Here is a 25,968-nt window from a genome sequence, read left to right as displayed (position 1 = left end):
ATTACACGGCGGTTTGGGGCCCGGAACAGGGGGGTCCCTTAAGCCGATCTTGCCTGCTCGGAGGCGGTGCGGGCAGGCCGCACCGGCCCGCGAGAGCACCTGGGCGCACCCGGGGCGGCGTCACCAGGATGCCCCGGCGCTGCTCCGTTTGCCACCCGGAGCCGGGTCTTGCTCACTTTCGGACAACTCCCCGGCGGCGGATTTATCACTGGGGCACAAGGAAAAACGCCTTGTCAGGACCGTAATGAGCCGATCTTGCGGATCGCTTGTCGACCGGGTGGCCCGTAGTTAGCGTACTGGTCAGTAACCCTGGTCACAGCAGCCGAAAGGTGCCGGAATGAGCACGAAGACCCGCTCCTTCCCCGGTGCGGGCGCGATCCGGGAGACCGGCCGGCTCTACGCCCTCGGCCTGGACGTGGTCCGCAGCACCTTCAAGCGCCCGTTCCAGTTCCGCGAGCTGGTGCAGCAGTTCTGGTTCATCGCGAGCGTGTCGATCCTTCCGACCGCGCTGGTCTCCATCCCGTTCGGCGCGGTCATCGCGCTGCACCTCGGCTCGCTGACCACGCAGATCGGCGCGCAGTCCTTCACCGGGGCGGCCAGCGTGCTGGCGATCATCCAGCAGGCCAGCCCGGTGGTCACCGCGCTGCTGATCGCCGGGGCCGGCGGCTCGGCCATGTGCGCCGACCTCGGCTCGCGCACCATCCGCGAGGAGATCGACGCCATGGAGGTGCTCGGCGTCTCCCCGGTCCAGCGGCTGATCGTGCCGCGGGTGCTCGCCGCGATGGCCGTGGCGGTGTTCCTCAACGGCCTGGTCAGCGTGGTCGGCGTGCTCGGCGGTTACGTGTTCAACGTGATCATGCAGGACGGCACCCCCGGTGCCTACCTGGCCAGCTTCTCCGCCCTCGCCCAGCTGCCCGACCTGTGGATCAGCGAGCTGAAGGCGCTGCTGTTCGGTTTCGTGGCCGGGATCGTGGCCGCCTACCGCGGGCTCAACCCGAAGGCCGGGCCGAAGGGCGTCGGCGACGCGGTGAACCAGTCGGTGGTCATCACCTTCCTGCTGCTCTTCCTGATGAACCTGGTGCTCAGCTCGCTGTACCTGCAGCTGGTGCCGCCGAAGGGGATGTGACCTCGTGACCGAGACGATGTTCCCGCCGGACACCCGGGTCCGCCGCGCCGGCCGCGCGATCGACCGGCGGTTCGGCTTCCTGGACACCCTGGGCGACCAGGTGCTGTTCTACCTCAAGGCGCTGGCCTGGACCCCGCGCGCGATCTTCCGCTACGGCAAGGAGATCGTCCGCCTGCTGGCCGAGGTCAGCTTCGGCAGCGGGGCGCTGGCGGTGATCGGCGGCACCATCGGCGTGATGATCGGGATGACCGTGTTCACCGGCGCGGTGGTCGGCATCCAGGGCTACTCCGCGCTGAACCAGGTCGGCACCTCGGCCTTCGCCGGGTTCATCTCCGCCTACTTCAACACCCGCGAGATCGCGCCGCTGGTGGCGGGCATCGCGCTCTCGGCGACGGTCGGCTGCGGGTTCACCGCCCAGCTCGGCGCGATGCGGATCTCGGAGGAGATCGACGCGCTCGAGGTGATGGGCGTGCCGAGCATCCCCTACCTGGTGGCCACGCGGATCGTCGCCGGGTTCCTGGCGATCATCCCGCTGTACGCGATCGGCCTGCTCACCTCGTACGTCGCCTCGCGGCAGGTGACCATCTGGTTCTTCGGCCAGTCCGCGGGCACCTACGACCACTACTTCCAGCTGTTCCTGCCCCCGATCGACGTGCTCTGGTCGTTCCTGAAGGTGCTGGTGTTCAGCATCGTCGTGGTGCTCTCGCACTGCTACTACGGCTACCGCGCCAGTGGCGGGCCCGCCGGGGTCGGCGTGGCCGTCGGCCGGGCGGTGCGCACCGCGATCGTCGCGGTCAGCCTGCTCGACTTCTTCCTCAGCCTCGCCATCTGGGGCGCCACCACGACGGTGAAGGTGGCCGGATGAACAAGGCACGCAGGCTCAAGTACGCCCGGCGCACGGCCGGGGTGTTCTTCCTGGCCGCCATGCTCGCGTTCGTCTCGCTGTCGGTCGCGATCTACCGCAAGGAGTTCGTGTCCTCGGTGTCGGTCACCCTGAAGACCGGCCGGGTGGGCAACCAGCTCCACGTCTCTTCGGAGGTCAAGGCACGCGGGGTGGTCGTCGGTGAGGTCCGCGAGATCCGGTCCGGTGCGACTGGCGCGGAGGTCCTGCTCGCACTGGACCCGGACAAGTCGGCGAAGCTGCCGAAGAACGTCTCGGCGCTGCTCATCCCGAAGACGCTGTTCGGTGAGCGCTACGTGCAGCTGTCCATCCCCGAGCCGCGCGGACCGCAGATCGCCGAGGGCGACGTGATCTCCCAGGACCGCTCGGCCAACGCGATCGAGCTGGAGAAGGTCTACGACGACCTGCTCCCGGTGCTCAAGGCGGTGCAGCCGCAGAAGCTGTCCACCACGCTGACCGCGGTGTCGACCGCGCTGCGGGACCGCGGTGAGCAGCTCGGCGACACGCTGGTGACCGCGGCCGACTACCTGGAGCGGTTCAACCCGAGCCTGCCCGAGCTGAACGAGAACATCCGCGACCTCGCCGGGGTCAGCCGGCTCTACGGCGACATCGCGCCGGACCTGCTCGACTCGCTGACCGACAGCGCGGTCACCCTGCAGACCGTCGCGGAGAAGAAGGAGGACCTCGGCTCGCTCTACGGCCAGGTCACCTCGTCCGCCCAGGACGTCACCGAGTTCCTGGAGAACAACAAGGACAACATCATCCGGCTCGCCGTCGACAGCCGCGAGTCGCTCGAGCTCGCCGCCGCCTACTCCCCCAGCTTCCCCTGCACGCTCAAGGCGATGACCGACCTCAAGCCGGCCATGGACAAGGTGCTCGGGGCGGGCACGGACGAACCCGGTATGCACGTGAAGGCGTCGGTGTTCGCCAGCCGCGGCGGTTACCAGTCCGGCGTGGACGACCCGGTGTACACCGCCAGCGGTGGCCCGAAGTGCTACCCGAGCGGGGTCGCGCCGACGACCGGGGCCACCGTGGCGCAGACCGGCAGCCCGGCGCACCCGCTGCTGCCCGGCCGCTCCGGTGAGCTGGGGCTGCCGAACTCGCCGCAGGAGCGGGAGCTGATCTCGACGCTGGTGGCGCCGGAGATCGGCGTCGCGCCCGGTGAGGTGGCGCCGTGGAGCAGCGTGCTGGTCGGCCCGCTCTACCGGGGCACGGAGGTGACCGTCCGATGAGGAATTTCGGCGCACCGCTGATCAAGGGCCTGCTGTTCATCCTGGTGACCACGCTGGCCACGACCGTGCTCGCGCTGTCCATCGCCAACACCGGGGTGGGCGAGGCCGACACCTACAGCGCGCGGTTCACCGACGTGACCGCGCTCAACGCCGGTGACGACATCCGGATCTCCGGGGTGCGGGTGGGCCAGGTCGAGGAGCTCAAGGTGGTCGACCAGCACATCGCGCAGGTCAAGTTCTCCGTGGACCGCGGGCGCCTGCTGCCCTCGGACCTGCGGGCGACCATCAAGTACCGCAACATGGTCGGGCAGCGCTACATCGCGCTGGAACGCGGGAAGCTGCCCGGTGCCGAGCCGATGGTGCCCGGGGACGAGATCCCGCTGGAGCGCACCACGCCCGCGCTGGACCTGACGGACCTGTTCAACGGGTTCAAGCCGCTGTTCCAAGCGCTTTCGCCGACCGACGTGAACCAGCTCTCGGGCGAGATCGTGCAGGTGCTGCAGGGTGAGGGCAGCACGGTGGAGAGCCTGCTGATGCACACCGGGGCGCTGACCACCACGCTCGCCAGCCGGGACCAGGTGATCGGCCAGGTGATCACCAACCTGAACTCGGTGCTCAAGACGATCAACAGCAAGGGCGACCGGTTGTCGTCGGTGGTGTCCACCCTCCAGCAGCTGGTGTCGGGGCTGGCCGAGGACCGGACCGCGATCGGGGAAGCGGTGCAGGGCGTCGCGGACCTGTCCGACGCCACCGCCGGGCTGTTCGAAGTGGCCCGGCCGCCGCTGAAGGAGACCATCGCCGAACTCGGCGCCGTCTCGGGCAACCTGGCCGCGCAGGAGGACGAGTTGGACCAGTTCTTCGAGCTGCTGCCGAAGAAGCTCGACGCGGTCGGCCGGACCGGCACCTACGGCTCGTGGCTGAACTTCTACCTGTGCGAGGCGAGGCTGACCGCCGACCCGCCCATCGGCGTCCGGTCGCCGGAAGCGAGGTGCCAGTCATGACCTCATTCCGCGAGCGCAACCCGTTCACCATCGGCATCGCCGGTTCGCTGGCGATCGCGGCGGTCACCGCGGCCACCTTCTACTACGAGGAGCTGCCGATCGTCGGCGGCGGCACCACCTACCAGGCCGAGTTCGGCGAGGCCGCCGGGCTGCAGGAGAACGACGAGGTGCGGGTGGCGGGCATCAAGGTCGGCGAGGTCACCGACGTGGGCCTGGCCGAGGACCACGTGCTGGTCAGCTTCCGGGTCGAGGAGACCTGGATCGGCAACCAGACCTCGGCCGGGATCAAGATCAAGACCCTGCTGGGCCGGAAGTTCCTGTCGCTGTACCCGATCGGCGACGGCGAGCAGGACCCGGACACGCCGATCGGCCGCGACCGCACGGTCACCCCGTACGACGTGACCGACGCGTTCAACGGGCTGGCGAACACCGTCGACGCGATCGACACCAACCAGCTGGCGACCAGTTTCCGCACGTTGTCGGACACCTTCAAGGACTCCCCGGCCCACGTCCGGACCGCGCTCGACGGGCTCACCTCGCTGTCGAAGACGGTCTCCTCGCGTGACGAGGAACTGGCCGAGCTGCTCCGCAACGCCCGGTCGGTGGCGAACTCGCTGGCGGAGTCCGGTGAGGAGTTCCAGGCGCTGATCGACGACGGGAACCTGCTTCTCGGCGAGCTGAACAACCGCCGCGAGTCGATCCACCAGCTGCTGGTGAACGCGCAGGAGCTGGGCAAGCAGCTCTCCGGCCTGGTCAAGGACAACACCGGCCAGCTCTCCGGCGTGCTGGCGAAGCTGGACCAGGTGACCGGCGTGCTCCAGCGGCACACCGAGAACATCGACGCCAGCCTGAAGATCGCCGGTCCCTACTTCCGGATGGTGAACAACACCATGGGCAACGGCCGCTGGGTGGACAACTACGTCTGCGGGCTGGTCCCGGACAACCGGGACCCGTGCGTGCCGCCGCTGCCGGAAGGGGGCCCGAAGTGATCAGCACGAGGACCGGCCTGCGGGCCGCGCGGCTCGCCACGGTGCTCATCGTGGCCGCGCTGGTGGTGGCCGGCGGGCTGTGGTGGATCTTCTCCGGGGACGGCAGCAAGCGGATCACCGCGTTGTTCCCGCGGGCGGTCGGCGTCTACAGCGGGTCCGACGTGCGCCTGCTGGGCGTGCGGATCGGGCAGGTGGAGACGGTGACCCCGGTCGGCGAGCACGTCGAGGTGACGCTGAACGTGGACGGGCAGGCACCGGTTTCGGCGGCGACCAAGGCGCTGGTGGTGGCGCCGAGCGTGGTGTCCGACCGGTACGTGCAGTTCTCCACGGTGGCGCGCAAGGGCGACCCGCGGCTGACCGACGGCACGGTGATCGGGGTGGAGCGCACCGGCACGCCGGTGGAGCTGGACGAGCTGTACGCCAGCCTGAACGACCTGGCCACCTCGCTCGGGCCGAAGGGCGCGAACTCCGACGGCGCGCTGTCGGAACTGCTCGAGACGGGCGCGGCGAACCTGGACGGCAACGGCAAGGCGATCAACGAGAACATCCGCAACTTCGCCGACCTGGCGCGGACGCTGTCCGACTCGAAGGACGACCTGTTCGGCACGCTGGACGAGCTGGGCAAGTTCACCGACATGCTGGCCGCGAACGACAACGACGTGGAAACGGTGAACCAGCAGCTCGCCCAGGTGTGGCAGACGCTGTCGGCCGACCGCGAGGAGCTCTCCGGCGCGCTGACCGCGCTCGGCTCGGCGCTCGGTGAGGTGCAGGCCTTCATCCGCGACAACCGCGCGGCCATCAAGTCCAACGTGGACAAGCTGAGCCAGACCACGCAGGTGCTGGTGGACCAGCGGGCGCAGCTGGCCGAGACGCTGGACACGCTGCCGCTGGCCGCGAGCAACGTGCTCGGCGCCTTCGACCCCGACTCCGGCACCCTGCAGGGCCGGACCTACCTCGACGAGTTCCTGAACCCGCGGAAGGTGAGCGTGCCGCCGGGCATGGAGCCGCTGCCCGACGGCGCGCCGATGCCGGAATCCGCGCCGGACCTGCCGCTGCCGGTGTCCGGTCCGGTCTACGTGCCTGGAGGTGCCGGATGAGGCGACGCTGGCTGGCCGCGAGCCTGGCGAGTTGCCTGCTGCTGACCACGGCGTGCTCGGGTGACGGGTTCAAGGGCGTCTACGACCTGCCGCTGCCCGGCGGCGCGGACATCGGCGACCACCCGTACCGGGTCACCGTGCAGTTCGCCGACGTGCTGGACCTGGTGCCGCAGGCCGCGGTGAAGGTCAACGACGTGCCGGTCGGGCGGGTGGAGTCGATCCGCCTCGGCGAGGACGGCTGGACCGCCGAGGCGGTGGTCGCGGTCAACGGCGACGTGGTGCTGCCCGCCAACAGCCTGGCCCGGCTGCGCCAGTCGAGCCTGCTCGGCGAGAAGTTCGTCGAGCTGGCGGCACCGGAGCAGACGGTGGGCGAGCTGGGCGAGGGCGCGGTGATCGGGGTGGACCGGACCAACCGGAACCCCGAGTTCGAGGAGGTCTTCGGCGCGCTGTCGCTGCTGCTCAACGGCGGCGGGATCAGCCAGCTGCAGACGATCAACCAGGAACTGACCAAGGTGCTCGACGGCAACGAACCGGAGATCCGCAACTTCCTGGCCACCGTGGACGAGCTGGTGACCAACCTCGACGCGCACTCCGGGGACATCACCGCCGCGCTCGACGGGCTGAACCAGCTCTCGGCCACGCTCGCCGACCGCGACGAGCAGATCGACGGCGCGCTGTCGAACCTGACGCCCGGGCTGGCCACGCTGGCCGAGCAGCGGAAGTCGCTGGTCACCATGCTGAACTCGCTCGACGAGCTGTCCACCGTGGCCATCGACACGATCAACCGCAGCAAGGACGACATGGTCGCCGACCTGCACGCGCTCGCGCCGATCCTGGACCAGCTCGCCGACGCGGGCCAGGACCTGCCGAGCGCGCTGGAGATCCTGCCGACCTTCCCGTTCACCGACCCGGTGCTCGACGCGGTGAAGGGCGACTACCTGAACATGTTCCTCACCATCGAGCCCGGCGCGGGCGTGGAGCTGCCACCCGGCGGGCCGGTGCTGCCGCTGCCGGCCTCCGGCGGCGTCGAGTCGCTGACCCCGGGAGGCAACTGATGCTGACCAGGAAAGTCCGCGTGCAGGTGCTGGCGTTCGTGGTGGTGGCGCTGTCCGCGGTCGCGTTCGCCGGCGGCAAGTACGCCGGTCTCGGCCAGTTGTTCGGCGGCAGCGGGTACGTGGTGTCGCTGCGGCTGGCCGACGGCGGCGGCGTGTTCACCAACGGCGAGGTGACCTACCGCGGGGTGGCCGTCGGGCGGGTCGGGGAGCTGCGGCTGACCGATGACGGCATGGAGGTCGACCTGCTGATCGACGGGTCCGCGCCGCCGATCCCGTCGAACGCCGCGGCCGTGGTGAGCAACCGGTCGGCGGTCGGTGAGCAGTACGTCGACCTGCAGCCGCGCACCGCGGACGGCCCGTTCCTCGAAGAAGGCTCGGCCATCCCGATGGAGTCGACTCGGGTGCCGTTGCCGGTGCAGGACCTGCTCAGCAACCTCAGTTCGCTCAACGCCTCGGTGCCCACGGACGCGCTGCGCACGGTGGTCGACGAGTTCTACGACGCCTTCCACGGCACCGGCCCGGACCTGCAGGTGCTGCTGGATTCGACCACGGCGTTCACGCAGACCGCCGCGGAGCACCTGCCGCAGACACAGGCGCTGATCACCGACGGCACGACGGTGCTGCAGACGCAGCTGGACTCGTCCGACGCGTGGAAGTCGTTCTCCGGCAACGCGAAGCTCTTCGCCAGTGAGCTGGCCAGCGCCGACGGGGACCTGCGCGCGCTGATCGGGACCGCGCCGCAGGCGGCCACGCAGATCAGCGGGCTGCTGGAGGACACCGACCCGTCGCTGTCGATCCTGCTGGCGAACCTGCTGACCACGACGGACGTGTTCGCCACCAGGACGGCCGGGATGGAGGAGCTCTTCGTCACCATCCCCAAGGCGGTGGCGGCCACCTCCACTTCGATCGACATGGAGAGCGGGGACCTGTCGATCGTGACCCAGTTCGTGGATCCTCCGGTGTGCAAGCAGGGTTACGAGGGCACGCCGCGGCGGTCGCCGCTGGACCTCACGGCGGGGCAGTTCAACACCGAGGCCGCGTGCACGCTGCCGAAGGGGTCGGAGAGTTCGGTGCGGGGTTCGCAGAACGCGCCGAAGGGCGGGGTGCCGCCGATCGCGGTGCCGGGCTCGAAGCTGGCCGGGCCGCTCAGCTCACCCGCGCTGCCGCAGGTGTCCGCCAGCATGGAGGAGATGTTGTGGCTGCCAAACTGAAGCTCGCGATCGGCCTGCTGGTGGCCGCGGTGGTCTTCGCCGGTGCCTCCGGCTGGCTGTGGGTGAGCGCCGCGGTGGACGACGACCTGTCCTACGCCCAGTCCCGCGACGACGCGCTCGCCGCCGGGCGGCAGCAGATCGCCGAGCTGAACAGCCTGGACCACCACCGGGTGGACGAGGGCATCGGCCGCTGGCTGGAGGTGTCCACCGGCAAGCTGCACGACGAACTGGCGCGCACCGACGAGGCCACGAGGAAGTCGCTGCGCGAAGGCGGGACCGTCGCCACCGGGAAGGTGCTGGACGCGGCGGTGAACTCGCTCGACGACCACACCGGCACGGCGCGTCTGCTGGCTTCGGTGGAGATCACCGTGGCCAAGGAAGGCGCGGCGACCTCGACCAAGCGCAACCGGTTCTCGGCACAGCTGACCAGGACCGAAGCGGGCTGGAAGGTCAGCGCCATGGACCAGGTGCCCATCGGTGCCGGCTGAGGAGGAACGCGAGATGACCACCACCGAAGCCGAGCCGTCAGCGGACGTCGAAGAACCGGACGAGACTGGCGCCGAAGCGTCAGCGGACGTCGAAAAGGAACCGTCGCGGCTGCCGATGTACCTGATCGCCGCTGCCATCGTGCTGGCGCTGCTGGGCGGGTTCTTCACCTGGCAGGGGATCTCGCTGCGGACCGCCGACTCGGCGTCGAACTCCGCGCTGGTGGACACCGGTGCCACGGCCGAAGTGAACTCGGCGATCACCACCTCGCTCAACAAGATCTTCTCCTACTCCTACGACAAGACCGAGGTGACCGAGAAGGCGGCGGCCACGGCCTTGCGCGGGCGGGCGCTGGAGACCTACAACCAGCTCTTCGGCCAGGTCCGCGCGCTGGCGCCGCAGCAGAAACTGGTGCTCACCACGCGGGTGGTCAGCTCGGCGGTGCAGTCGCTTTCCGGCGACCGCGCGCAGCTGCTGGTGTTCCTCGACCAGTCCGCCACGCGCGCGGACAACAGCTCCAGCAGCGCCGCCGCGTCCCAGCTGTCGATCACCGCCGAACGGCAGGACGGCTCCTGGGTGATCGTCGAACTGCACCCCCGCTGACCCACCAGGTGGTACGGTCACGCCGCCTGATGGTCGAGCGGGGCGGGGACGGTCATGGACGGTGACGAAGGCGGCGTGCGCAGCGTGCTGCGGGCGATCGACCTGCTCGGCCTGTTCACCGAGAACCGCCGCACGTGGAGCATCCGCGAGCTGACCGAGGCCAGCGGGCTGGCCAAGACCACGGTGATCCGGCTGGTCACCACCTGTGAACAACGCGGTCTGCTGTGGACCCGCGCGGACGGCCAGGTGACCATCGGCCCCGGCCTGCTGCGGTGGGCCAAACTGGGGCACGCCGCCTGGCAGCTGTCCGAGCCGGTCCGCCAGGTGATGCGGGAGCTGGCCTCGAAGTGCGGCGAAACGGTCAACATCTACGTCCGCAGCAGCGCCGCCCGCGTCTGCGTGGCGCAGCACGAAGGCCCGCAGCACGTCCGCCACGTGGTCCGCGTCGGCGACGAGCTACCGCTGTGGGCCGGTGCGGCCGGCCAGGTGCTGCTGATCGGCGCCCAGTCCAGTGTGGTCGATCAGGTGGCCGCGCTCTCCCCGTACGGCAAGGAGTTCGCCGACGAGCTGCGCAGGCGCGCGGGTACGGCGGCGGTCGACGGGCATGCGGTGAGCCACGGGGAACGCGAGCTGGGCGCCTCCGGGATCGCCGCGCCGGTGACCGACCGTGAGGGCCGCATCATCGCCGCGCTGGCGGTCGGCGGGCCGACCACGCGGTTCACCGACGAGCGGGTCGCCGAGTTCGTCACCGCGGTGGTCACTTCGGCGCAGTGGATCTCACGGCTCGGCCTCGATCCGGCCCGCTGATACCCCAGCGTGAGAACCCCTGTGCCCCTCCATTGGGACTAGTAGCGTGTCGCTGCTTAGTGTTGGTGGGTGTGGCTGGGAGGCTGTTGTCCGGCGGGTCCTGCATCCCGCCGGACGAGGATGGCTGTGGTGTCGGAGATGAAGCGGCCGGTCACATTGACCGCGCGGGATCGTGAAGAGCTGCGTCGACTGACCGTCACGGGTGTGCATCCGGCGTCGGCGATCAGGCGGGCTCGGGTGCTGCTCGCGTTGGACACTTCGGTGGGCGAGCCTGATCCGAAGGAGGTGATCGCGGCCCGGCTCGAGGTCTCGGGCGAGATGCTGCGGCTGGTCGCGAAGCGGTTCGCTGAGACCGGCGGTGATGTCCACGCCACGATCTCGCGCAGGAAACGGGACCTTCCGCCGGTGCCGTCTCCGGTGACCGGTGAGGTCGAGGCCCGGCTGATCGCGCTGGCGTGCTCGCAGCCGCCGGCCGGGCATGCCCGGTGGTCGTTGCGGCTGCTGGAAAAACACGTCGAACTCACCGAGGACATCCCGAACCTGGACCACTCGACCATCGGCCGGGTCCTAAAAAAACGGAACTGCGCCCTCATCTGAGAAAGTGCTGGAACATCCCGCCACGGGCAAACGCGGAGTTCGCGGCCCGCATGGAAGACGTGCTGGCCGTCTATGCCCGGCCGCACAACCCCGCCCGCCCGGTCGTGTGCATGGACGAGAAGCCCTTCCAGCTACTCGGCCAGGTCCGCGACCCGTCACCGGCCCGGCCGGGCCGCGATGCCCGTGAGGACAGCGAATATGTCCGGTGCGGCACCTGTTCGATCTTCGTGTGGACCGAGCCCCTGCAAGGGTGGCGCCGTGTCTGCGCCCTGGCCCAGCGAACCAAAATCGACTGGGCCAGGCAAGTCAAACAACTCCTGACCGTGGACTACCCCGACGCCGAGACCGTGGTGCTGGTCATGGACAACCTCGGGCACCCACAGCATCGCCTCGCTCTACGAGGCCTTCGAACCCGACGAGGCCTTCGCCCTGGCCCAGCGCCTGCAGATCCACCACACCCCCAAACACGGATCCTGGCTCAACATCGCCGAGATCGAACTCTCCGCACTCAGTCGCCAGTGCCTCGACCGCCGCATCAGCGACATCGACACCCTCAACACCGAACTCGCCGCCTGGCAACACGCCATCAACGCCGAGCAACGCCAAATCCGCTGGCAGTTCACCACCGACAACGCACGCGTCAAACTCCGCCACCTCTACCCCACGAGTTAGCCGCGACACTCTACTAGTGAGTGACCGATCTGCGAGGCCGGGTGAAATCCGGTTCCCGCGTTTGGTGCGCCATGCCGCTTCCGGATTAGGGTCGGGAGCATGACTGAGCAGGTGGTTCTCCTCGACGAGCAAGGGCACGCGATCGGCGTCGCCGACAAAGCCGGAGTGCACCACCGGCAGACCCCGCTGCACCTGGCCTTCTCCGCCTACGCGTTCAACGAGCGCGGCCAGTTCCTGCTGACCCGGCGGGCGTTCGGCAAGCGCACCTTCCCCGGGGTGTGGACGAACAGCTGCTGCGGGCACCCCGCGCCGGGTGAGGACATGAGCGACGGCATCGTGCGGCGGCTGTCCCAGGAACTCGGCCTGACCAGCATCGGCATCGACCTGGTGCTGCCGGAGTTCCAGTACCGCGCGGAGATGGACGGCGTGGTGGAGAACGAGAAGTGCCCGGTGTGGCGGGTCGAGGTGATCGGCGAGCCGGAGCCGGACCCCACCGAGGTCGACGCCTACCGGTGGGTCGAGTGGAACCAGCTGGTCCGGGAGATCGAAGACGGCAGCCAGGCGATCTCGCCGTGGTGCCGGGAGCAGCTCGCCGAGCTGCGGACGCTGGGCCCGAATCCGCTCGACTGGCCGTCCGCCGAGCACACCCGGCTGCCCCCGGCCGCACTCGTGAGTGCGCAAGGTCGTTAGAACGACCCTGCGCACTCACGCCCCGGGGGTGGGGGTCAGTGCGAGACGGCCTTCTCCGCTCCCAACCCGGTGAGCGAGCGGACCTCCATCTCGGCGTACTTCTCCTCGTTGTGGTCCTTGGACAGGACCGTGCCCAGCCAGCCGAGGAAGAACGACAGCGGGATCGAGACCAGGCCCGGGTTCTGCAGCGGGAACCAGTGGAAGTCCACGCCCTTGATCATCGAGTTCGGCAGTCCGGAGACCGCGGGCGAGAAGATGATCAGCACGACGGTGACGCCGAGACCGCCGTAGATCGACCACAACGCACCCGAGGTGTTGAACCGCTTCCAGAACAGCGAATACAGGATGGTCGGCAGGTTCGCCGACGCCGCGACCGCGAAGGCCAGCGCGACCAGGAACGCGACGTTCTGATCCTTCGCCAGGATGCCGCCGACGATCGCGACCGCGCCGATCACCACCGCGGTGATCCGGGCGACACGGACCTCGGCGTTGCTGTCGGAAACCTTGCCCTTCTTGATCACATTGGCGTACACGTCGTGCGCGAACGACGCCGACGCGGTGATCGTCAACCCGGCGACCACGGCCAGGATCGTCGCGAACGCCACCGCCGCGATGAACCCGAGCAGGATCGGCCCACCCAGCGCCTGCGCGAGCAGTGGCGCGGCCGAGTTCTCCTTACCCGGTGCCTTGTTGATCGCGTCCTTGCCGACGATCGCCCCCGCGCCATAACCCAGGACCAGGGTGAACAGGTAGAACAACCCGATCAGCCCGATCGCCCAGACCACCGACTTCCGCGCGTCCTTCGCCGTGGGCACGGTGTAGAAACGCATCAGCACATGCGGCAAACCCGCGGTACCCAGCACCAGCGCGATACCCAGCGACAGGAAGTCGATCTTCGACGTCTCCGAAACGCCGTAGCGCGCACCGGGGTTCAGCACGGCGTCACCGGCGGAACCGGCACGATCAACCGCCGCACCCAACAGCGCGGAGAGGTTGAAGCCGTAGCGGGCCAGCACCCAGATGGTCATCGCGAACGCGCCGGTGATCAGCAGCGCGGCCTTGATGATCTGCACCCAGGTGGTGCCCTTCATCCCGCCGACCAGCACGTAGATGATCATCACGACACCCACGACGGAGATGACCACGGCCTGGCCGACGCCGGACGAGATGCCCAGCAGCAGCGAGACCAGGATGCCCGCGCCCGCCATCTGCGCCAGCAGGTAGAAGAAGCTGACCGCCATCGTGGACGTCGCGGCCGCCGCACGCACCGGCCGCTGCTTCATCCGGAAGGCGAGCACGTCGCCCATGGTGAACTTGCCGGTGTTGCGCAGCAGTTCCGCGACCAGCAGCAGCGCCACCAGCCACGCGACGAGGAAGCCGATCGAGTAGAGGAAACCGTCGTAGCCGTAGACCGCGATCGCACCCGCGATCCCGAGGAACGAGGCGGCCGACAGGTAGTCACCCGCGATCGCCACGCCGTTCTGCGGCCCGGAAAAGGCGCGGCCCGCGGCGTAGTAGTCCGACGCCGTCTTCGTGTTCCGCGAGGCCCGGAACACGATCACCAGCGTCACGACCACGAACGCCCCGAAAATGCTCATGTTCAGCACGGGGTTCGACCCCTGCACGCCCTGCGCGAGGTTCATTTGCCCGCTCCCTCGATGTCTTCGCGGATCTTGTCGGAAACGGGGTCCAGATGCCGATTCGCGTGGCGCACATACAACCCCGTGATCACGAAGGTCGAGACGAACTGCAGCAGGCCGAGGACCAGGCCGACGTTGATGTTGCCGACGAGCTTGGTGGACATGAAGCCGTGGGCGTAGTCGGCGAGCACCACGTACAGCAGGTACCAGGTCAGGAACAGGCCCGTCATCGGGAACACGAACCTCCGCAGCCGCCTGCGCAACTGCTGGAACTCGGGGCCGGCCTGGATCGCTTTCCAGTCCGCTTCTTCGCCTGGTGGCCCAACGGCGGGTTCAGAGATACTCACGTCGACCTCCACGTCGAGGGGTGTGTGCCGCGACACACTAGGGAGGCGCCGGATCCAGGCGTAAGGATCAGCGGACGAATCGACGGGCCATGCGACGAACGGTTGACGAACGACCACTGGGCTGCGATGAGTGGCCTACATCACGGCCTTGCAACAGCCGATGGTTCACATACGGACTGCGTCCTTCACCGAGGTGCAGCCGCAACATCGCGTCGCGCGACCACGCGGGCGGGCGGCCGCGCAGGGAGACCAGCACCATCGTGGCGAAGGCGAGCGGCACCGACCACGGAGCCGGTTGCGCCACCAGAATAGCTTGCCAGCCCGACAAAGCTGGGCCGAACAGCGTAGTGGCGATGGCGCCCGCCGAGGCGGTCAGGCCGACCACCACCCCGCTGATCGCGCCGGGAGTGGTCAGCCGCGGCCACCAGATTCCCAGTACCAGCAAGGGACAGAAGGTGGACGCGGCCACGGTGAAGCCCCAGGTGACCAGGATTCCGGCGTCCAGGCGGACCGCGGGCAGGGCCAGCAGCACCACCGCGGCGGCCGCGGCGAGCACGGTGAACCGCATCTGCCGCAGGCCGCCTGCGAGCAGGTCGTGCGAGATCGCCCCGGCCACCGCGAGCAGCAAACCCAGTGACGTGGCAAGGAAAGCGGCGAAGGCACCGGCGGTCAGCAGAACGGTGAACAAGGCACCGGCCGGACCGGGGTCGACCACCGCGGGCAACGCGACCACCGCGGTGTCGGTGGCGTCGGACAGGTACAGGTGCGGCACCAGCACCGTGCCCAAAGCCCCGTATATCCCCGGGAACAGGTAGAAGGCGCTGAGCAGCAACACGGTCAGCGCGGCGGTCTTCCTGGCCGCCCGGCCGTCGATGCTGGTGTGGAAGCGCATCAGCACGTGGGGCAGGCCCATGGTGCCGAGCATGGTGGCGATCAGCACGGCCCAGGTGCTCAGCACCGGGTAACCGGCGTGCTGAAGGTCCAATGTGGGCAAATCCCAGCCCGTTCCGCCCGGTGCTTCGTTGCCCACCGACGGCGCCGGCGTGCCCGCCGGGAAGATGATCGTGCGACCCGCGTCGATTTCCTTGCTGCCGACCGGGATCAGCTCGGTGGTGCCGTCGGGCGCGCGCACCTCGGTGGGCACCTGGAAGTCGAGCGTGGCGCCGACGCGGAATTCGATGGTGGTGTCGTGGGTGAAGTGCGTGAACTCCCGCGGGTCCACCGCCTGAGCCCGCACCTCCGGGCCGACCTGGAACACCAGCCAGGCCGCGGGCACCAGGAACAGCACCAGCTTCAGGAAGAACTGGAACGCCTGCACGTAGGTCGCCGCGCGCATCCCGCCCAGTGACAGCGTGGTCGCCGCGGCGACCCCGGCGATCACCACGCCGACCCAGTACGGCGTGCCGCCGACCGCGCCGAGCACCAGGCCCGCGGTCCGGAACTGCGGCACCAGGTACAGCCCGCCGATCACCAGCACCACCACCGCCGCGATCCGGCGCAGCACCGGGGAAGCCAGCCGTGCCTCGGCGAAGTCGGGCACGGTCAGCGCGCCCGAGCGGCGCATCGGCGCGGCGACCAGCACGAGCATCGCCACGTACCCGGCGGCGAACCCGACCGGGTACCAGAGCGAGCCGATGCCGTCCTTGACCACCAGCCCGGCCACACCGAGGAACGACGCCGCCGACAGGTACTCCCCGGACACCGCAGCGGAATTGAGCAGTGGTGACACGCGGCGGGAGGCGACCAGGAAGTCCGAAGTGGTCCGCATCGCCGCCACCGCGCGCAGGCCGACCAGCAAGGTCACCAGTACGACCGGCGCCACGGCGAGCACCGCGATCATTCGCGGTCCTCCGCGTGTTCCGCCCGCCGCAACTGCCAGCGCGCGAGCAGCACCAGCACCGGGTACGGCAACACGGCGACCGCGAGCCAGGACACCGGGATGCTGAACAACCGCACCTCACCGAGCGACGGCAACAGCGAAAGCGCCAGCGGCAGGCCGAGCAGGAAGGCGAACAGCAGTGCCAGCGCGGTCACCGCCATCCGCCGCTGCGCGTGGTAGATCCGCACCGCGCGCCCGGCGTCGCCCGCCTCCAGCTTCGCCACCGGCGACCGGGTGCGAGCGCGACGGCGTGAATGTGCCAGTCGTGTCTGCGGGCTGGTGACCGCCACCCGCTTGGTGCGCACCGGCTAAGCTCCCCGCTCCGGCCGGTCCAGTTCACCGCGGTGGGCGGCGCTGAGCAGCTGCTCGCGCAGTTCGCGCGCGTGCCTGCGGCTTACCGGCACGTCGCCGAGATCGGTGTGCGCGAGCAGTCCGCCCGCCGAGTCGCTGCGCAGTTCGCGGACCGCGGACAGCGCCACCAGGAAGCTCCGGTGCGCGCGGACGAATCCCGCGCCGCCCCAGTACTCCTCCATGCGGGAAATGGGGATGCGCACCAGGTGGACTCCGGACGGCGTGTGCAGCCGGACGTAGTCACCGTGTGCCTCGACGAACTGCACCTCACTGCGGCGCACGTACCGGGTGCGTCCGCCGACCTCGACCGGCAGCGCGGCCATCGCGTCGGTCTGGCGGGCGACCGGCTCGGCCCCGCCACCACCGCCCGCCATCTTCACCACGCGGGCGAGGGTGGCCGAAAGCCGTTCGGCGCGCACGGGCTTGAGCAGGTAGTCGATCGCGCCGATGCCGTACGCGGCGACCGCATGGCCCTCGTGCGCGGTGACGAACACGATCACCGGCGGTTCGCTCAGCTTGGCCAGCAAACCGGCCATCTCGAGGCCGTCCAGCCCGGGCATGGAGATGTCCAGGAACACCGCGTCGAACGGCTCGCTCTGGATCATCCGCAGCGCGGTCACCGCGTCCGGGGCGCCGCTGACCGCGGCCACCTCCGGGGCCTCGTCCAGCAGCCGGCACAACTCGGCCAGCGCGGGCGGCACGTCGTCGACCGCGAGAACCCGCAGGCCCTGGGTCATCACGGCATCACCCCTGGCTGGAATCGCGGCACTCGCAGCACCACGCGTGTCCCGGCGTCCTTCGCGGTTTCCACCACCAGGCCATACCACGGTCCGTACACACTGCGCAGCCGTTTGTCCACATTGGCCAGGCCGAGGCTGTCCGGCTCGCCCTGCCCGGCGAGGATGGCCTCGGCCTTCTCCGGGTCCATGCCGACCCCGTCGTCCTCCACGCTGATCACACAGTCCGTCCCCTCGGCGACGCCGGAAACGTGCACCACGCCCTTGCCCGGCGACGGCTCGATCCCGTGCCGCACCGCGTTCTCCACCACCGGCTGCAGCACCAGGTACGGCACCGCCACCGCGAGCACCTCCGGCGAAACCCGTACCTGCACGGTCAGCCGCTCCCCCAGCACCGCCCGCTGCAACGCCAGGTAGGTCTCGATGGCGTGGAACTCGTCGGCGAGCGTGGTGTATTCGCCGTGTCTGGCCAGGCTGTACCGGATGTAGTCGGCGAAGTCCAGCATCAGCTCACGCGAGCGGTCCGGGTCGGACCGGACGAGCGAGGCGATCACGGTGAGTGCGTTGTAGACGAAGTGCGGGGAGATCTCGGCCCGCAGCGCACGCAACTCGGCGCGGGCGGCGTTCTCGGCGGAGGCCTCCAGCCTGCCGCGGTCCAGCGCGTCGGCCACCCAACCGGCCACCTCGCGCACCGCGGCGCGGTCCGGCCTGCCGCAGATCACCAGCACCCCGGCCAGGTCGTCGCGGGCGTAGAGCGGCAGCGCCTGCGCGGGCGGGCGGCCGCTGGGGGTCTCGGTGTGCAGCACGTTGTGGACCAGCGCGCCGGTGTCCACCCCGGCGGGCGGGTGACCGGCCCAGACCACGACGCCGGAGAGATCGGCCAGGCCAATGGCGTCGGCTTCGAGCAGCCGGCGGATGCCGCGGGCGGCGTTGCGCACCCCGCGCCCGCCCAGCCCGCCCTTGAGTTCACCGGCGATCTGCCTGGCGACGTGCAACACCTCGGTGGGGTCCGCCCTGGGCAGCGCGCGCACCATCGGCATACGTGCTCCCCTCCTCCTCGAAGTGGCTCAGATGGTAGCCGCTGTCAAGCAGTGAGCGCGTGACAGCGCGGTGCCAGAGGCGGCCCGTACAACTCATCCGGAACGTTCGAAATTCACGCACAGGGGTGGGGGCACCCGATGTTGAAGATCCATTTCAGTCCGGACGACCTGACCAGGGTCCAGCTGCTCGACAGCCCGGACCCGCTGTGGGAGACCGTGCTCAGCCTGCACCAGCTCCAGGACCGCAACCCGGACCTGCTGTTCACCGGCTGGCGCCGTCGCGCGCGCGAGCGGATCGGCCGGTCGCACCGGTACCTGGCCACGCTCGCACCCCCGGTCGGCTACACCGCCGACTTCCTCACCCCGGGGGCCGGCTTCGGCGACGTCGAAGCGAGCATCGACGTGCTGATGCGCACCCCGAAGAAGACGCTCGCCGAGGACACCACGCTGCTCGCCGAGAGCCGGCCGCTGCCGTCGTGGAACACCGACCTGGCCGAGGGCAGGCCCGCCGCGCTCCGGCAACTGGGCGACGCCGTCCGGGAGTACTTCGCCGAGACGCTGGAGCCGCACTGGTCGTCGATCCGGTCCAGCGTGCGCAGCGACACCGCCGAGCGCAGCCGGACGCTGCTGCACGGTGGGGTCGAGCGGCTGCTGTCCACCCTGCACCCGGCCACCCGCTGGCGGGCGCCGGTGCTCGAGGTGGACTACCCGGTCGACCAGGAGCTGCACCTGCACGGCCGGGGCCTGGTGCTGGCGCCTTCGTTCTTCTGCTGGCGGCTGCCGGTCACGCTGAAGAACCCGGACCTGCCGCCGACGCTGGTGTACCCGGTGGCCCGGCAACTGGGCTGGGACTCACCGCCGAGCACGCGGTCGCTGGACAACCTGCTCGGCCGCACCCGCGCCACCGTGCTCGCGGCGATCTGCACCGCGCCCGGGGTGAGCACCACCGAACTGGCGAAGAAGCTGACGATCTCGGCGGCGGGCGCCAGCCAGCACGCCACGGTGCTACGGCAGGCGGCGCTGGTCGAGACGCGCCGGGAGGGCGGAACGGCCCGGCACTCGGTGACCACGCTGGGCAGCGCACTGCTGGAGTCGTCACTGGCTGTATCCGACTTGGCGGCCTGTCGCTAGCGCTCGGTCATTCGGTCGTCAGCCCTCCAGGAAGACGATCCGCTCGGGGTCGACGGTGAGGCGCAGTTGCCGGCGCTTCACCTCGACCAGGGTGGCCAGTTCGGTGGCCTGGCCCTCGGGTGTGGTGAACAGCCGGTCGTTGCGCGTGTCGAGGTAGCGCGTGAAGTTGGCCAGCGAAACCCCGCCGCTCTCGTCGAGGGCCAGGTAGTCGACCAGGCGCCGGAACAACTTGGGCAGCAGCACTACCTCTTCCTGCAGTTGTTTGCGTGAGCTGAGCCGGAAGCCCGCGGTGGTCGCGTCGTGCTCCCAGATGCCGAGGTTCTCCTCGCGCGCGGCCGTGGCGGCGTCGGCGAGCGCCTGCCGCAGATCGAGGTAGAGCAGGGAGTAGAACGTCGGGAACGCATGACCGGCTTCGAGCACTCCGAAATTGGCCGAATCGGCGATGCCCTTCGCATCGAGGTGGACCTGACTGCCGTCCTTCGCGCGGCCACGTGAACCGCGGAATGCGAATGCGACCGGGCGACCGTACTTGTCCGCGAACCGCGTCAGGATGTGCCCTGGCACGCTTTCCGGTTTCGCCGAGGTGACGGTACCGTCCTCCTCCCTTTCCACTGTTTTGAATCCGAGCTGTTTGAGCAGCGCGTCGGCTGCTTCTCTGGCCAGCCGCGGGTGCTGGTGCCACATTCCTCCTCCCGGCGCCTGGCTCTGGTAATGGGTTTCCAGCGCGTCGATGCCCTCCAGGCGGAGTTGCGCGCCGCCGCGGGAGTTCAGGCGCACACGCAGTCCCGCTTTGAGGAAGGCGTCCACATCGGTTGGGTAAAACCGCACCGAATCACCGTCGGGCGACGCTCCGACGATCTGAAAGGTTCCTTTGATCAACGTCAGTGTCATGGGGCCATGCTAAGTAGCGAAGGTCGCAATTACGCCGTCATCAGCCATTCAGCCCAACGAATGGAAGAATGTGCGGCGACCGTCCAGGATGGTGGTGATCACCGGTACCGAGCGGAGATCGGCAGTGCGCAAGTCCGCCGCCACCACGACAAGGTCGGCCACGTCGCCGACCTCGACGGTGCCGCGGCCCCCGGCGGCAGCCTTCAAGGCGGCGTCCAACGGCAACGCCTGCTCGGGATGCCAGGCGGGTCGTTCGTCGTCGGTCCGCTCGACCGCTGACGCAATCGCATCCCACGGATCCAGCGGTGCGACCGGTGCGTCGGAGCCGAACTCCAGCGTCGCCCCGGCGGAATGCAAGGCGCGGTAAGGGAACGCGTCGGCTGTCCTGGAAGGCCAGTGGTGATCGGCGACGTCGCGATCGTCGGGCTGGTGTGCGGGCTGGACGCTGGCCACCACGCCGAGCTTCGCGAACCGCGGTAGGTCCTCGGCCCGCACCAGCTGGGCGTGCTCGATCCGTCCGCCGACCCCGATTTCCTCGAAGGCGTCCAACGCGAGCGTGTTCGCGTGATCACCGATCGCATGCACCGCGGGGACGATGCCGTGCTTGGCGGCGCGTCGCATGAGGGTGACGAGTTCGTCGTACGGCAGTTCCAGGAGGCCGTGGTCGCCGCTGTCGTAGGCGTGGTGGCAGTAGGCCGTGCGTGTGTTGAGGGATCCGTCGACGAAGAGCTTGTAGGGGCCGACGTTGAGCAGGCCGTCGGTGTCCCCCGTGCGCCTGCCGAGAGCGATGGTCGTGTCCAGGAGGTGGCGGGCGATCACACAGGACACGCGAACCGGCAACGGTCCCGCTTCACGCCGACGTTCCCAGGCAGCGATCGTGTCGGTGTACTCGTAGTCGGCGATCTTCGTGACCCCGAGCGCCGCCGCGGCCTCCGCCGCATCGAGTACCCAGCGATCCACCACCTCCGGAGGCGCTGCTGGCAGTTCGGCGGTCGCGCTCATGCAGTCGTTCTCAATGAGCACGCCGGTCGGGTGCTCTCGACCGATCAGCGCGAGCGCGGCGGGACTCAGCCACAACGTGTGGAGGTCCGCGCTGAACAACGCGATCGCCTGCCCAGGCAGCGCCCGTTCGAAGAGGTCCTTGTGCGGGGTGTCCGGCCAGAGTCCGTCACGGAATCCGCCCCCGAGCAGCAACTCGTGTGGCCGATGCCCGTGGCGCACGAGGATGTCGACCACCTCGGCCGCCGACTTCGCCTGCTCGAGCGGGATGCGCCGGCGGGAACTGGCCCACTGTTCGGTGTGGACGTGTGAGTCCACCAGCCCAGGAAGCAGCGTGCCTCCATCTCCGTCGACCACCTCGGCACGTCCCGGACCGTCGTCACCGATTCCGGTCACCATGCCGTCGGCGATCCGCACGTTGACCAGCGGTCCGTCCAGTCCCAGCCGCACGTCGCGCAGGAACAGCTCACTCACCCGATCACGCTCCAGCCCCGTAGACGTCGTCCACCCCGCCCAGGCCCGGCGGTTTGCTGGTGTAGCTCTGGTTGGCCGGGGTGGTGATGGTCAGCGTGCCATCCGGATCGACGGTGTGTCGCCAGCCAGGGACGTCGCGAAGCTTGTGATCCGCCCGACACAACCCCACCAGCGTCCGCGCGTTGGTCGGGCAGCCCTTCGCCCAGCCCCTACCGGTGCTGTCGCAGTGATCGAGGTCGCCGAACTGCGCGGGCCGCGTGCACCCCGGTCGGCGGCACTCGCGATCACGGACACGGACCAGTTCGTCGAGCCCGGCCTTGGGCCGATACCGCCGGCGTCCCAACTCGAGGATCTGGCCGTCGACGGGGTCGGTGATGATGCGCTGGAAGACGGTCTTGCGGCCGGACGCGAGATGACGGGCCAGCGCGGCCGGGATCGGTCCGTGCCCAGCCAACTCCGCCGGGTGATCACGAAGCCCCGCATAGGTCAGGACGTCCATGTACAGATACACGTGTGCCTTGGCCTCACCGCCGAATTGCTTGCCCACCAGCATGTCCAGCGCCACGTCCGCACGGAGTTGGTCCAGCGTGCCGGGCTCACCACGGGTCTTGAGTTGGCGAGCCTGACGATCGACGCTGACGTACGCAGCGGTGACCTTCTCCACGGGCGCGCTTTCCAGGGACAGACCGGCCACGCCGGCCTCACCGTGCTTCAGGAACAGCCCACGGTTCTCGCGGCGCTTCATGGCCTGCGCCTCGAAACCGAGCGGATCAGCACCTGCCGCCGCCGAACTCGCCGAGCGCCGGGCCGACGTCGGGTTCTTGCCGAGCAGCCGATCGGACATCACCCTGTCCACCACCGCCGCCTTGTCGTACTCCAGCCAGGAGGCGGCGCCGTTCACCGCCACCGCTGACGCCATGGGGACCAGACCGTGCTCCACCAGGTTCAGCACCCGCGGAAAGCGATCGACCAGGCCCTCGGCATGACCGAGCAGCGCTTGTGCTTTGAACTTCGTCATGCACAGCGCCATCGCCAACTCCTCGGCCACCCCGCGCCTCGTCTTCGAAGCGCGAGCGAACGAGACCACCTGCCGAGCCAGCCGAGCGTCGAGCCGGGCCATCTCCGCAGCCGTGGATTTCATGTTGAGGAGCATCTCCTCCAAGGATTCCCCCATGCCATCGACCCTAGGCGAACACGCGTTCGAATGGAACGGATGCTTGGTGACACAAACGGGTGAATGGAGGACCGCACGAATGCGGCACTCGGCGACGTGAATTGGGGAGCTGGACTGGGGAAAGGTGGAGATGAGCCCGCGCCAATGTAGAACTCAACTGCCTGAATGTGAAACTCGGATGCGGGAACGTGGAGTTCGGCTTCCTGAACGTGGAACTCGGCCACAGGAGGGCGGGCTCGGCTGCGGGGGTATCGGACTCGCCTACAGGACGGAGGGATTGGGCTGCGGCAACGCGGGTCTCGGTTACGACAACATGGATTCGACTGGACGAAAGCAAGACTTGGCTGCCGCATGCGGGACTTGGCTGCAGGGATCGTGACTCAGTTGCGAGAGCGCGGAACTCAGCTACGGCAACGCAGGGTTCGACTGCGGGAACGTGGGATTCGGCCGCCTGAATGCGGAACTCGGATACAGGAGTGTGGAGATCAGTCGCGCCAATGTGGAACTCAGCTGCCTGAATGTGGAACTCGGATGCGGGTATGTGGGGTTCGGCTGTCTGAATGTGGAGTTCGGGCAGTGGGATGGGGGCGAGGCGAGTGGGCACCCGTCCCCTCATCCCGGTCCATGGCCAAGAAGACGGCGGGGATTTTGTTGTCAGGGCGCGCTTCCCGCCTTGACGACGAAATCCCCGCCGTAGTCACAACCGGCACCCGGAGGGAATCACATGTTGATCATGTGGCCGGCCAGGCCGTGGATGGCTTCCTTGACGGCTTCGCTCAGGGTCGGGTGGGCGTGGACGTTGCGCGCCACCTCGTGGACGGTCAGGTCCCACTGCTGCGCCAGGGTCAGTTCCGGCAGCAGCTCCGTGACGTCCGGGCCGATCATGTGCGCGCCGAGCAGTTCCCCGTGCGTGTTGTCGCTGATGATCTTGACGAAACCGACCGGGTCGGCCAGGCCGTGCGCCTTGCCGTTCGCGGTGAACGGGAACTTGGCGACGTTGACGTCGAAGCCCTTCTCCCGCGCCTGCTCCTCGGTCCACCCGAACGAGGCGACCTGCGGCTGGCAGAACGTCGCCCGCGGGATCATCTGGTAGTCCAGTTCCATGGTCTCCGCACCACCGATGGTCTCGGCGGCGATGATGCCCATGGACTCCGCGGCGTGCGCCAGCATCAGTTTCGCGGTCACGTCCCCGATCGCGAAGATGTGCGGCACGTTCGTCCGGCAGAAGCCGTCGATGGCGATGGCGCCCCGCTCGGTCAGCTCGACGCCGGTCTTCTCCAGGCCGTAGCCCTCCACCCGCGGCTGGAAACCGATGGCCTGCAGCACCTTGTCCGCTTCGAGCGTCTGCTCCTTGCCGTCCTTGGAGACGGTCACCCGGACCTTCGCACCCGACTCGTCGATCGACTCGACCCTGGTCGAGGTGAGCACCTCGATGCCCAGCTTGCGGTACCGCTTCGCCAGCTCCTTGGACACCTCGGCGTCCTCCAGCGGCACCATCCGGTCCAGGAACTCGACGATGGTCACCTGCACGCCGTAGTTGTGCATCACGTAGGCGAACTCGACCCCGATCGCCCCGGCGCCGGCGATGATGATGCTTTCCGGCAGCTCACGGGTGAGGATCTGCTCCTCGTAGGTGACCACGCGGTCGCTGACCGACGTCCCGGGCAGCAGCCTGGTCGTCGCGCCCGCGGCGATGATGGCGTTGTCGAAGGTGATCGTCTCGGAACCACCGTCGCCGAGCGCCACCTCGAGGGTGTTCGCGTCGGTGAAGGCGCCCCGGCCGGTGAACTCGGTGATCTTGTTCTTCTTCATCAGGAAGTGCACGCCCTTGACGCGCCCCTCCGCGACCTGGCGGCTGCGGTCGTGGGCCACGCCGAAGTCGAAGCTGACCGTCCCGTCGACCTGGATGCCGAACGTCTTGGCCTCATTGTGGAACAGGTGGGCCAGTTCGGCGTTGCGCAGCAGCGCCTTCGACGGGATGCAGCCCACGTTCAGGCAGACCCCGCCCCAGTACTTCTCCTCGACGATCGCCGTCTTCAGCCCGAGCTGGGCAGCCCGCACGGCCGCGACGTACCCGCCGGGCCCCGCTCCCAGCACCACCACATCGAAATGAGCACTCATGCTCGCCAGCCTATGCCCCTAACGGGTGACGCGCGGGGTCTGCCCGCGGACTTCACCGAGGAGAGTGGTGACCGCCGTCATGATCCGGTCGGTGGCCTCCCGCAGCACCGCCGCCGTCGGCTCGGCACCGACCAGGTCGGACAGCTCGACCGGCGGCCCGGCCACCAGCTGCACCCGCGGCCTGCGGAAGAACCGCGGCAGCGGGCTGCCCTGCGGCAGCAGTTCGTGCGTGCCCCAGTTGGCCACCGGCACCACCGGCACCCCGGTCTCCAGCGCGATCCGGGCGATGCCGGTCTTGCCCCGCACCGGCCAGTGGTCCGGGTCCTCGGAGAACCCGCCCTCCGGGAAGATCGCCACGCACTCGCCGCGCTGGACCGCGCCGACCGCGTCCCGGTAGGCGCCCGAAGCGGTCGGCTTGCCGCGGTGGACCGGGATGTGCCCGCCACCGGACATGATCGAGCCGACCAGCGGCAACCGCCACAGGTCGGCCTTGGCCAGGTACCTCGGCACCCGGCCGGTCGACAGGCAGAACGCGGTCAGCGTGGTCGGGTCGGCGTAGGACAGGTGGTTCGACGCCACCACGAACCCACCCGTGGCGGGCAGGTGCTCGGTGCCGCGGAAACTCGGCCGCGTGCCGAACACCAGCATCGGCCAGATCACGTCGATCGCCAGGCCGTAGAAGAACCCGCGCCCACGACGGGGGAACCGCCTGGTCAC

26 protein-coding genes and 1 pseudogene are annotated in these 25,968 nt (G+C 69.1%); 16 read left to right on the top strand and 11 right to left on the bottom strand.

What is annotated here, in order from left to right; translation table 11 throughout:
- The first annotated feature begins 337 nt into the window (after positions 1 to 337).
- The 15 genes and pseudogenes from L3Q67_RS20310 (at position 338) to idi (ending at position 12,467) form a co-directional block, all read left to right on the top strand.
- A complete protein-coding gene (locus L3Q67_RS20310) occupies positions 338 to 1,126 on the top strand; it encodes an MlaE family ABC transporter permease (protein ID WP_395905020.1) in 789 nt (262 codons plus the stop codon).
- A gap of 16 nt (positions 1,127 to 1,142) precedes the next feature.
- Positions 1,143 to 1,991, top strand: a complete 849-nt coding sequence (locus L3Q67_RS20305; RefSeq protein ID WP_499191595.1) for an MlaE family ABC transporter permease — start codon at positions 1,143 to 1,145, stop codon at positions 1,989 to 1,991.
- On the top strand, positions 1,988 to 3,259 hold the full coding sequence (locus L3Q67_RS20300; RefSeq protein WP_499190971.1) for an MCE family protein: 1,272 nt from the start codon (positions 1,988 to 1,990) through the stop codon (positions 3,257 to 3,259). Before L3Q67_RS20305 ends, L3Q67_RS20300 begins: the two co-directional genes overlap by 4 nt.
- Complete coding sequence (locus L3Q67_RS20295; protein WP_499190970.1) at positions 3,256 to 4,260, top strand: Mce/MlaD family protein; 1,005 nt, start codon at positions 3,256 to 3,258, stop codon at positions 4,258 to 4,260. Before L3Q67_RS20300 ends, L3Q67_RS20295 begins: the two co-directional genes overlap by 4 nt.
- Positions 4,257 to 5,249, top strand: coding sequence for an Mce/MlaD family protein (locus L3Q67_RS20290; protein WP_499190969.1), 993 nt, complete (start codon positions 4,257 to 4,259; stop codon positions 5,247 to 5,249). Before L3Q67_RS20295 ends, L3Q67_RS20290 begins: the two co-directional genes overlap by 4 nt.
- Positions 5,246 to 6,346, top strand: a complete 1,101-nt coding sequence (locus L3Q67_RS20285; protein ID WP_499190968.1) for an Mce/MlaD family protein — start codon at positions 5,246 to 5,248, stop codon at positions 6,344 to 6,346. The genes L3Q67_RS20290 and L3Q67_RS20285 overlap by 4 nt, the downstream gene beginning before the upstream one ends.
- Complete coding sequence (locus L3Q67_RS20280) at positions 6,343 to 7,401, top strand: Mce/MlaD family protein (protein ID WP_499190967.1); 1,059 nt, start codon at positions 6,343 to 6,345, stop codon at positions 7,399 to 7,401. The genes L3Q67_RS20285 and L3Q67_RS20280 overlap by 4 nt, the downstream gene beginning before the upstream one ends.
- A complete protein-coding gene (locus L3Q67_RS20275; RefSeq protein ID WP_499190966.1) occupies positions 7,401 to 8,612 on the top strand; it encodes an Mce/MlaD family protein in 1,212 nt (403 codons plus the stop codon). Before L3Q67_RS20280 ends, L3Q67_RS20275 begins: the two co-directional genes overlap by 1 nt.
- The gene (locus L3Q67_RS20270; protein ID WP_282770641.1) at positions 8,597 to 9,100 is read left to right on the top strand and encodes an Rv1363c family protein; all 504 of its coding nucleotides are present in this window, start codon (positions 8,597 to 8,599) and stop codon (positions 9,098 to 9,100) included. The genes L3Q67_RS20275 and L3Q67_RS20270 overlap by 16 nt, the downstream gene beginning before the upstream one ends.
- A gap of 13 nt (positions 9,101 to 9,113) precedes the next feature.
- Positions 9,114 to 9,701, top strand: a complete 588-nt coding sequence (locus L3Q67_RS20265; protein ID WP_499190965.1) for a hypothetical protein — start codon at positions 9,114 to 9,116, stop codon at positions 9,699 to 9,701.
- 54 nt (positions 9,702 to 9,755) lie between these two features.
- Positions 9,756 to 10,508 (top strand): IclR family transcriptional regulator, encoded by a 753-nt coding sequence (locus tag L3Q67_RS20260; RefSeq protein ID WP_499190964.1) that lies wholly within the window; start codon positions 9,756 to 9,758, stop codon positions 10,506 to 10,508.
- A gap of 120 nt (positions 10,509 to 10,628) precedes the next feature.
- On the top strand, positions 10,629 to 11,105 hold the full coding sequence (locus tag L3Q67_RS20255) for a helix-turn-helix domain-containing protein (protein WP_499186234.1): 477 nt from the start codon (positions 10,629 to 10,631) through the stop codon (positions 11,103 to 11,105).
- 50 nt (positions 11,106 to 11,155) lie between these two features.
- Positions 11,156 to 11,419: pseudogene (locus L3Q67_RS20250) on the top strand (hypothetical protein); the annotation flags it as partial.
- Between the two features lie 70 nt (positions 11,420 to 11,489).
- Positions 11,490 to 11,777, top strand: a complete 288-nt coding sequence (locus tag L3Q67_RS20245; protein ID WP_499191594.1) for a transposase — start codon at positions 11,490 to 11,492, stop codon at positions 11,775 to 11,777.
- A 99-nt stretch (positions 11,778 to 11,876) separates the two neighbouring features.
- Entirely contained in the window at positions 11,877 to 12,467 is a 591-nt protein-coding gene (gene idi / locus L3Q67_RS20240) for an isopentenyl-diphosphate delta-isomerase (RefSeq protein ID WP_499190963.1), read from the top strand.
- Positions 12,468 to 12,502: 35 nt separating this feature from the next.
- Here the strand turns inward: idi and L3Q67_RS20235 are convergent, their stop codons facing one another.
- The 6 genes from L3Q67_RS20235 to L3Q67_RS20210 form a co-directional block, all read right to left on the bottom strand.
- Positions 12,503 to 14,110, bottom strand: coding sequence for a solute symporter family protein (locus L3Q67_RS20235; protein ID WP_499190962.1), 1,608 nt, complete (start codon positions 14,108 to 14,110; stop codon positions 12,503 to 12,505).
- Positions 14,107 to 14,454 (bottom strand): DUF485 domain-containing protein, encoded by a 348-nt coding sequence (locus tag L3Q67_RS20230; RefSeq protein WP_499191593.1) that lies wholly within the window; start codon positions 14,452 to 14,454, stop codon positions 14,107 to 14,109. Before L3Q67_RS20230 ends, L3Q67_RS20235 begins: the two co-directional genes overlap by 4 nt.
- A 67-nt stretch (positions 14,455 to 14,521) precedes the next feature.
- On the bottom strand, positions 14,522 to 16,294 hold the full coding sequence (locus tag L3Q67_RS20225; protein ID WP_499190961.1) for a sodium/solute symporter: 1,773 nt from the start codon (positions 16,292 to 16,294) through the stop codon (positions 14,522 to 14,524).
- On the bottom strand, positions 16,291 to 16,638 hold the full coding sequence (locus L3Q67_RS20220) for a hypothetical protein (RefSeq protein ID WP_499190960.1): 348 nt from the start codon (positions 16,636 to 16,638) through the stop codon (positions 16,291 to 16,293). Before L3Q67_RS20220 ends, L3Q67_RS20225 begins: the two co-directional genes overlap by 4 nt.
- A 3-nt stretch (positions 16,639 to 16,641) precedes the next feature.
- The gene (locus L3Q67_RS20215) at positions 16,642 to 17,421 is read right to left on the bottom strand and encodes a LytR/AlgR family response regulator transcription factor (RefSeq protein WP_499190959.1); all 780 of its coding nucleotides are present in this window, start codon (positions 17,419 to 17,421) and stop codon (positions 16,642 to 16,644) included.
- The gene (locus tag L3Q67_RS20210) at positions 17,421 to 18,461 is read right to left on the bottom strand and encodes a sensor histidine kinase (RefSeq protein ID WP_499190958.1); all 1,041 of its coding nucleotides are present in this window, start codon (positions 18,459 to 18,461) and stop codon (positions 17,421 to 17,423) included. Before L3Q67_RS20210 ends, L3Q67_RS20215 begins: the two co-directional genes overlap by 1 nt.
- A gap of 138 nt (positions 18,462 to 18,599) precedes the next feature.
- Here L3Q67_RS20210 and L3Q67_RS20205 point away from each other — a divergent pair, with 138 nt between their 5' ends.
- Entirely contained in the window at positions 18,600 to 19,592 is a 993-nt protein-coding gene (locus L3Q67_RS20205; RefSeq protein WP_499190957.1) for a winged helix-turn-helix domain-containing protein, read from the top strand.
- 18 nt (positions 19,593 to 19,610) lie between these two features.
- Here the strand turns inward: L3Q67_RS20205 and L3Q67_RS20200 are convergent, their stop codons facing one another.
- From L3Q67_RS20200 to L3Q67_RS20180, 5 genes are all read right to left on the bottom strand, one after another.
- On the bottom strand, positions 19,611 to 20,420 hold the full coding sequence (locus L3Q67_RS20200; protein ID WP_499190956.1) for a nuclease: 810 nt from the start codon (positions 20,418 to 20,420) through the stop codon (positions 19,611 to 19,613).
- Between the two features lie 111 nt (positions 20,421 to 20,531).
- Positions 20,532 to 21,956 carry an amidohydrolase gene (locus L3Q67_RS20195; RefSeq protein ID WP_499190955.1) on the bottom strand — a complete coding sequence of 475 codons (1,425 nt, stop codon included), beginning with the start codon at positions 21,954 to 21,956 and terminating at the stop codon, positions 20,532 to 20,534.
- A gap of 4 nt (positions 21,957 to 21,960) precedes the next feature.
- Positions 21,961 to 23,130 (bottom strand): DUF222 domain-containing protein, encoded by a 1,170-nt coding sequence (locus L3Q67_RS20190; RefSeq protein ID WP_499190954.1) that lies wholly within the window; start codon positions 23,128 to 23,130, stop codon positions 21,961 to 21,963.
- 720 nt (positions 23,131 to 23,850) lie between these two features.
- The gene (lpdA, locus tag L3Q67_RS20185) at positions 23,851 to 25,251 is read right to left on the bottom strand and encodes an NAD(P)/FAD-dependent oxidoreductase (protein ID WP_499190953.1); all 1,401 of its coding nucleotides are present in this window, start codon (positions 25,249 to 25,251) and stop codon (positions 23,851 to 23,853) included.
- 18 nt (positions 25,252 to 25,269) lie between these two features.
- On the bottom strand, positions 25,270 to 25,968 hold the full coding sequence (locus tag L3Q67_RS20180; protein ID WP_499190952.1) for a lysophospholipid acyltransferase family protein: 699 nt from the start codon (positions 25,966 to 25,968) through the stop codon (positions 25,270 to 25,272).

It is taken from the genome of Saccharothrix sp. AJ9571, assembly GCF_021725495.1.
Lineage (GTDB): Bacteria > Actinomycetota > Actinomycetes > Mycobacteriales > Pseudonocardiaceae > Amycolatopsis > Amycolatopsis magusensis.
This window is presented reverse-complemented; position numbering and strand designations above follow the sequence as displayed.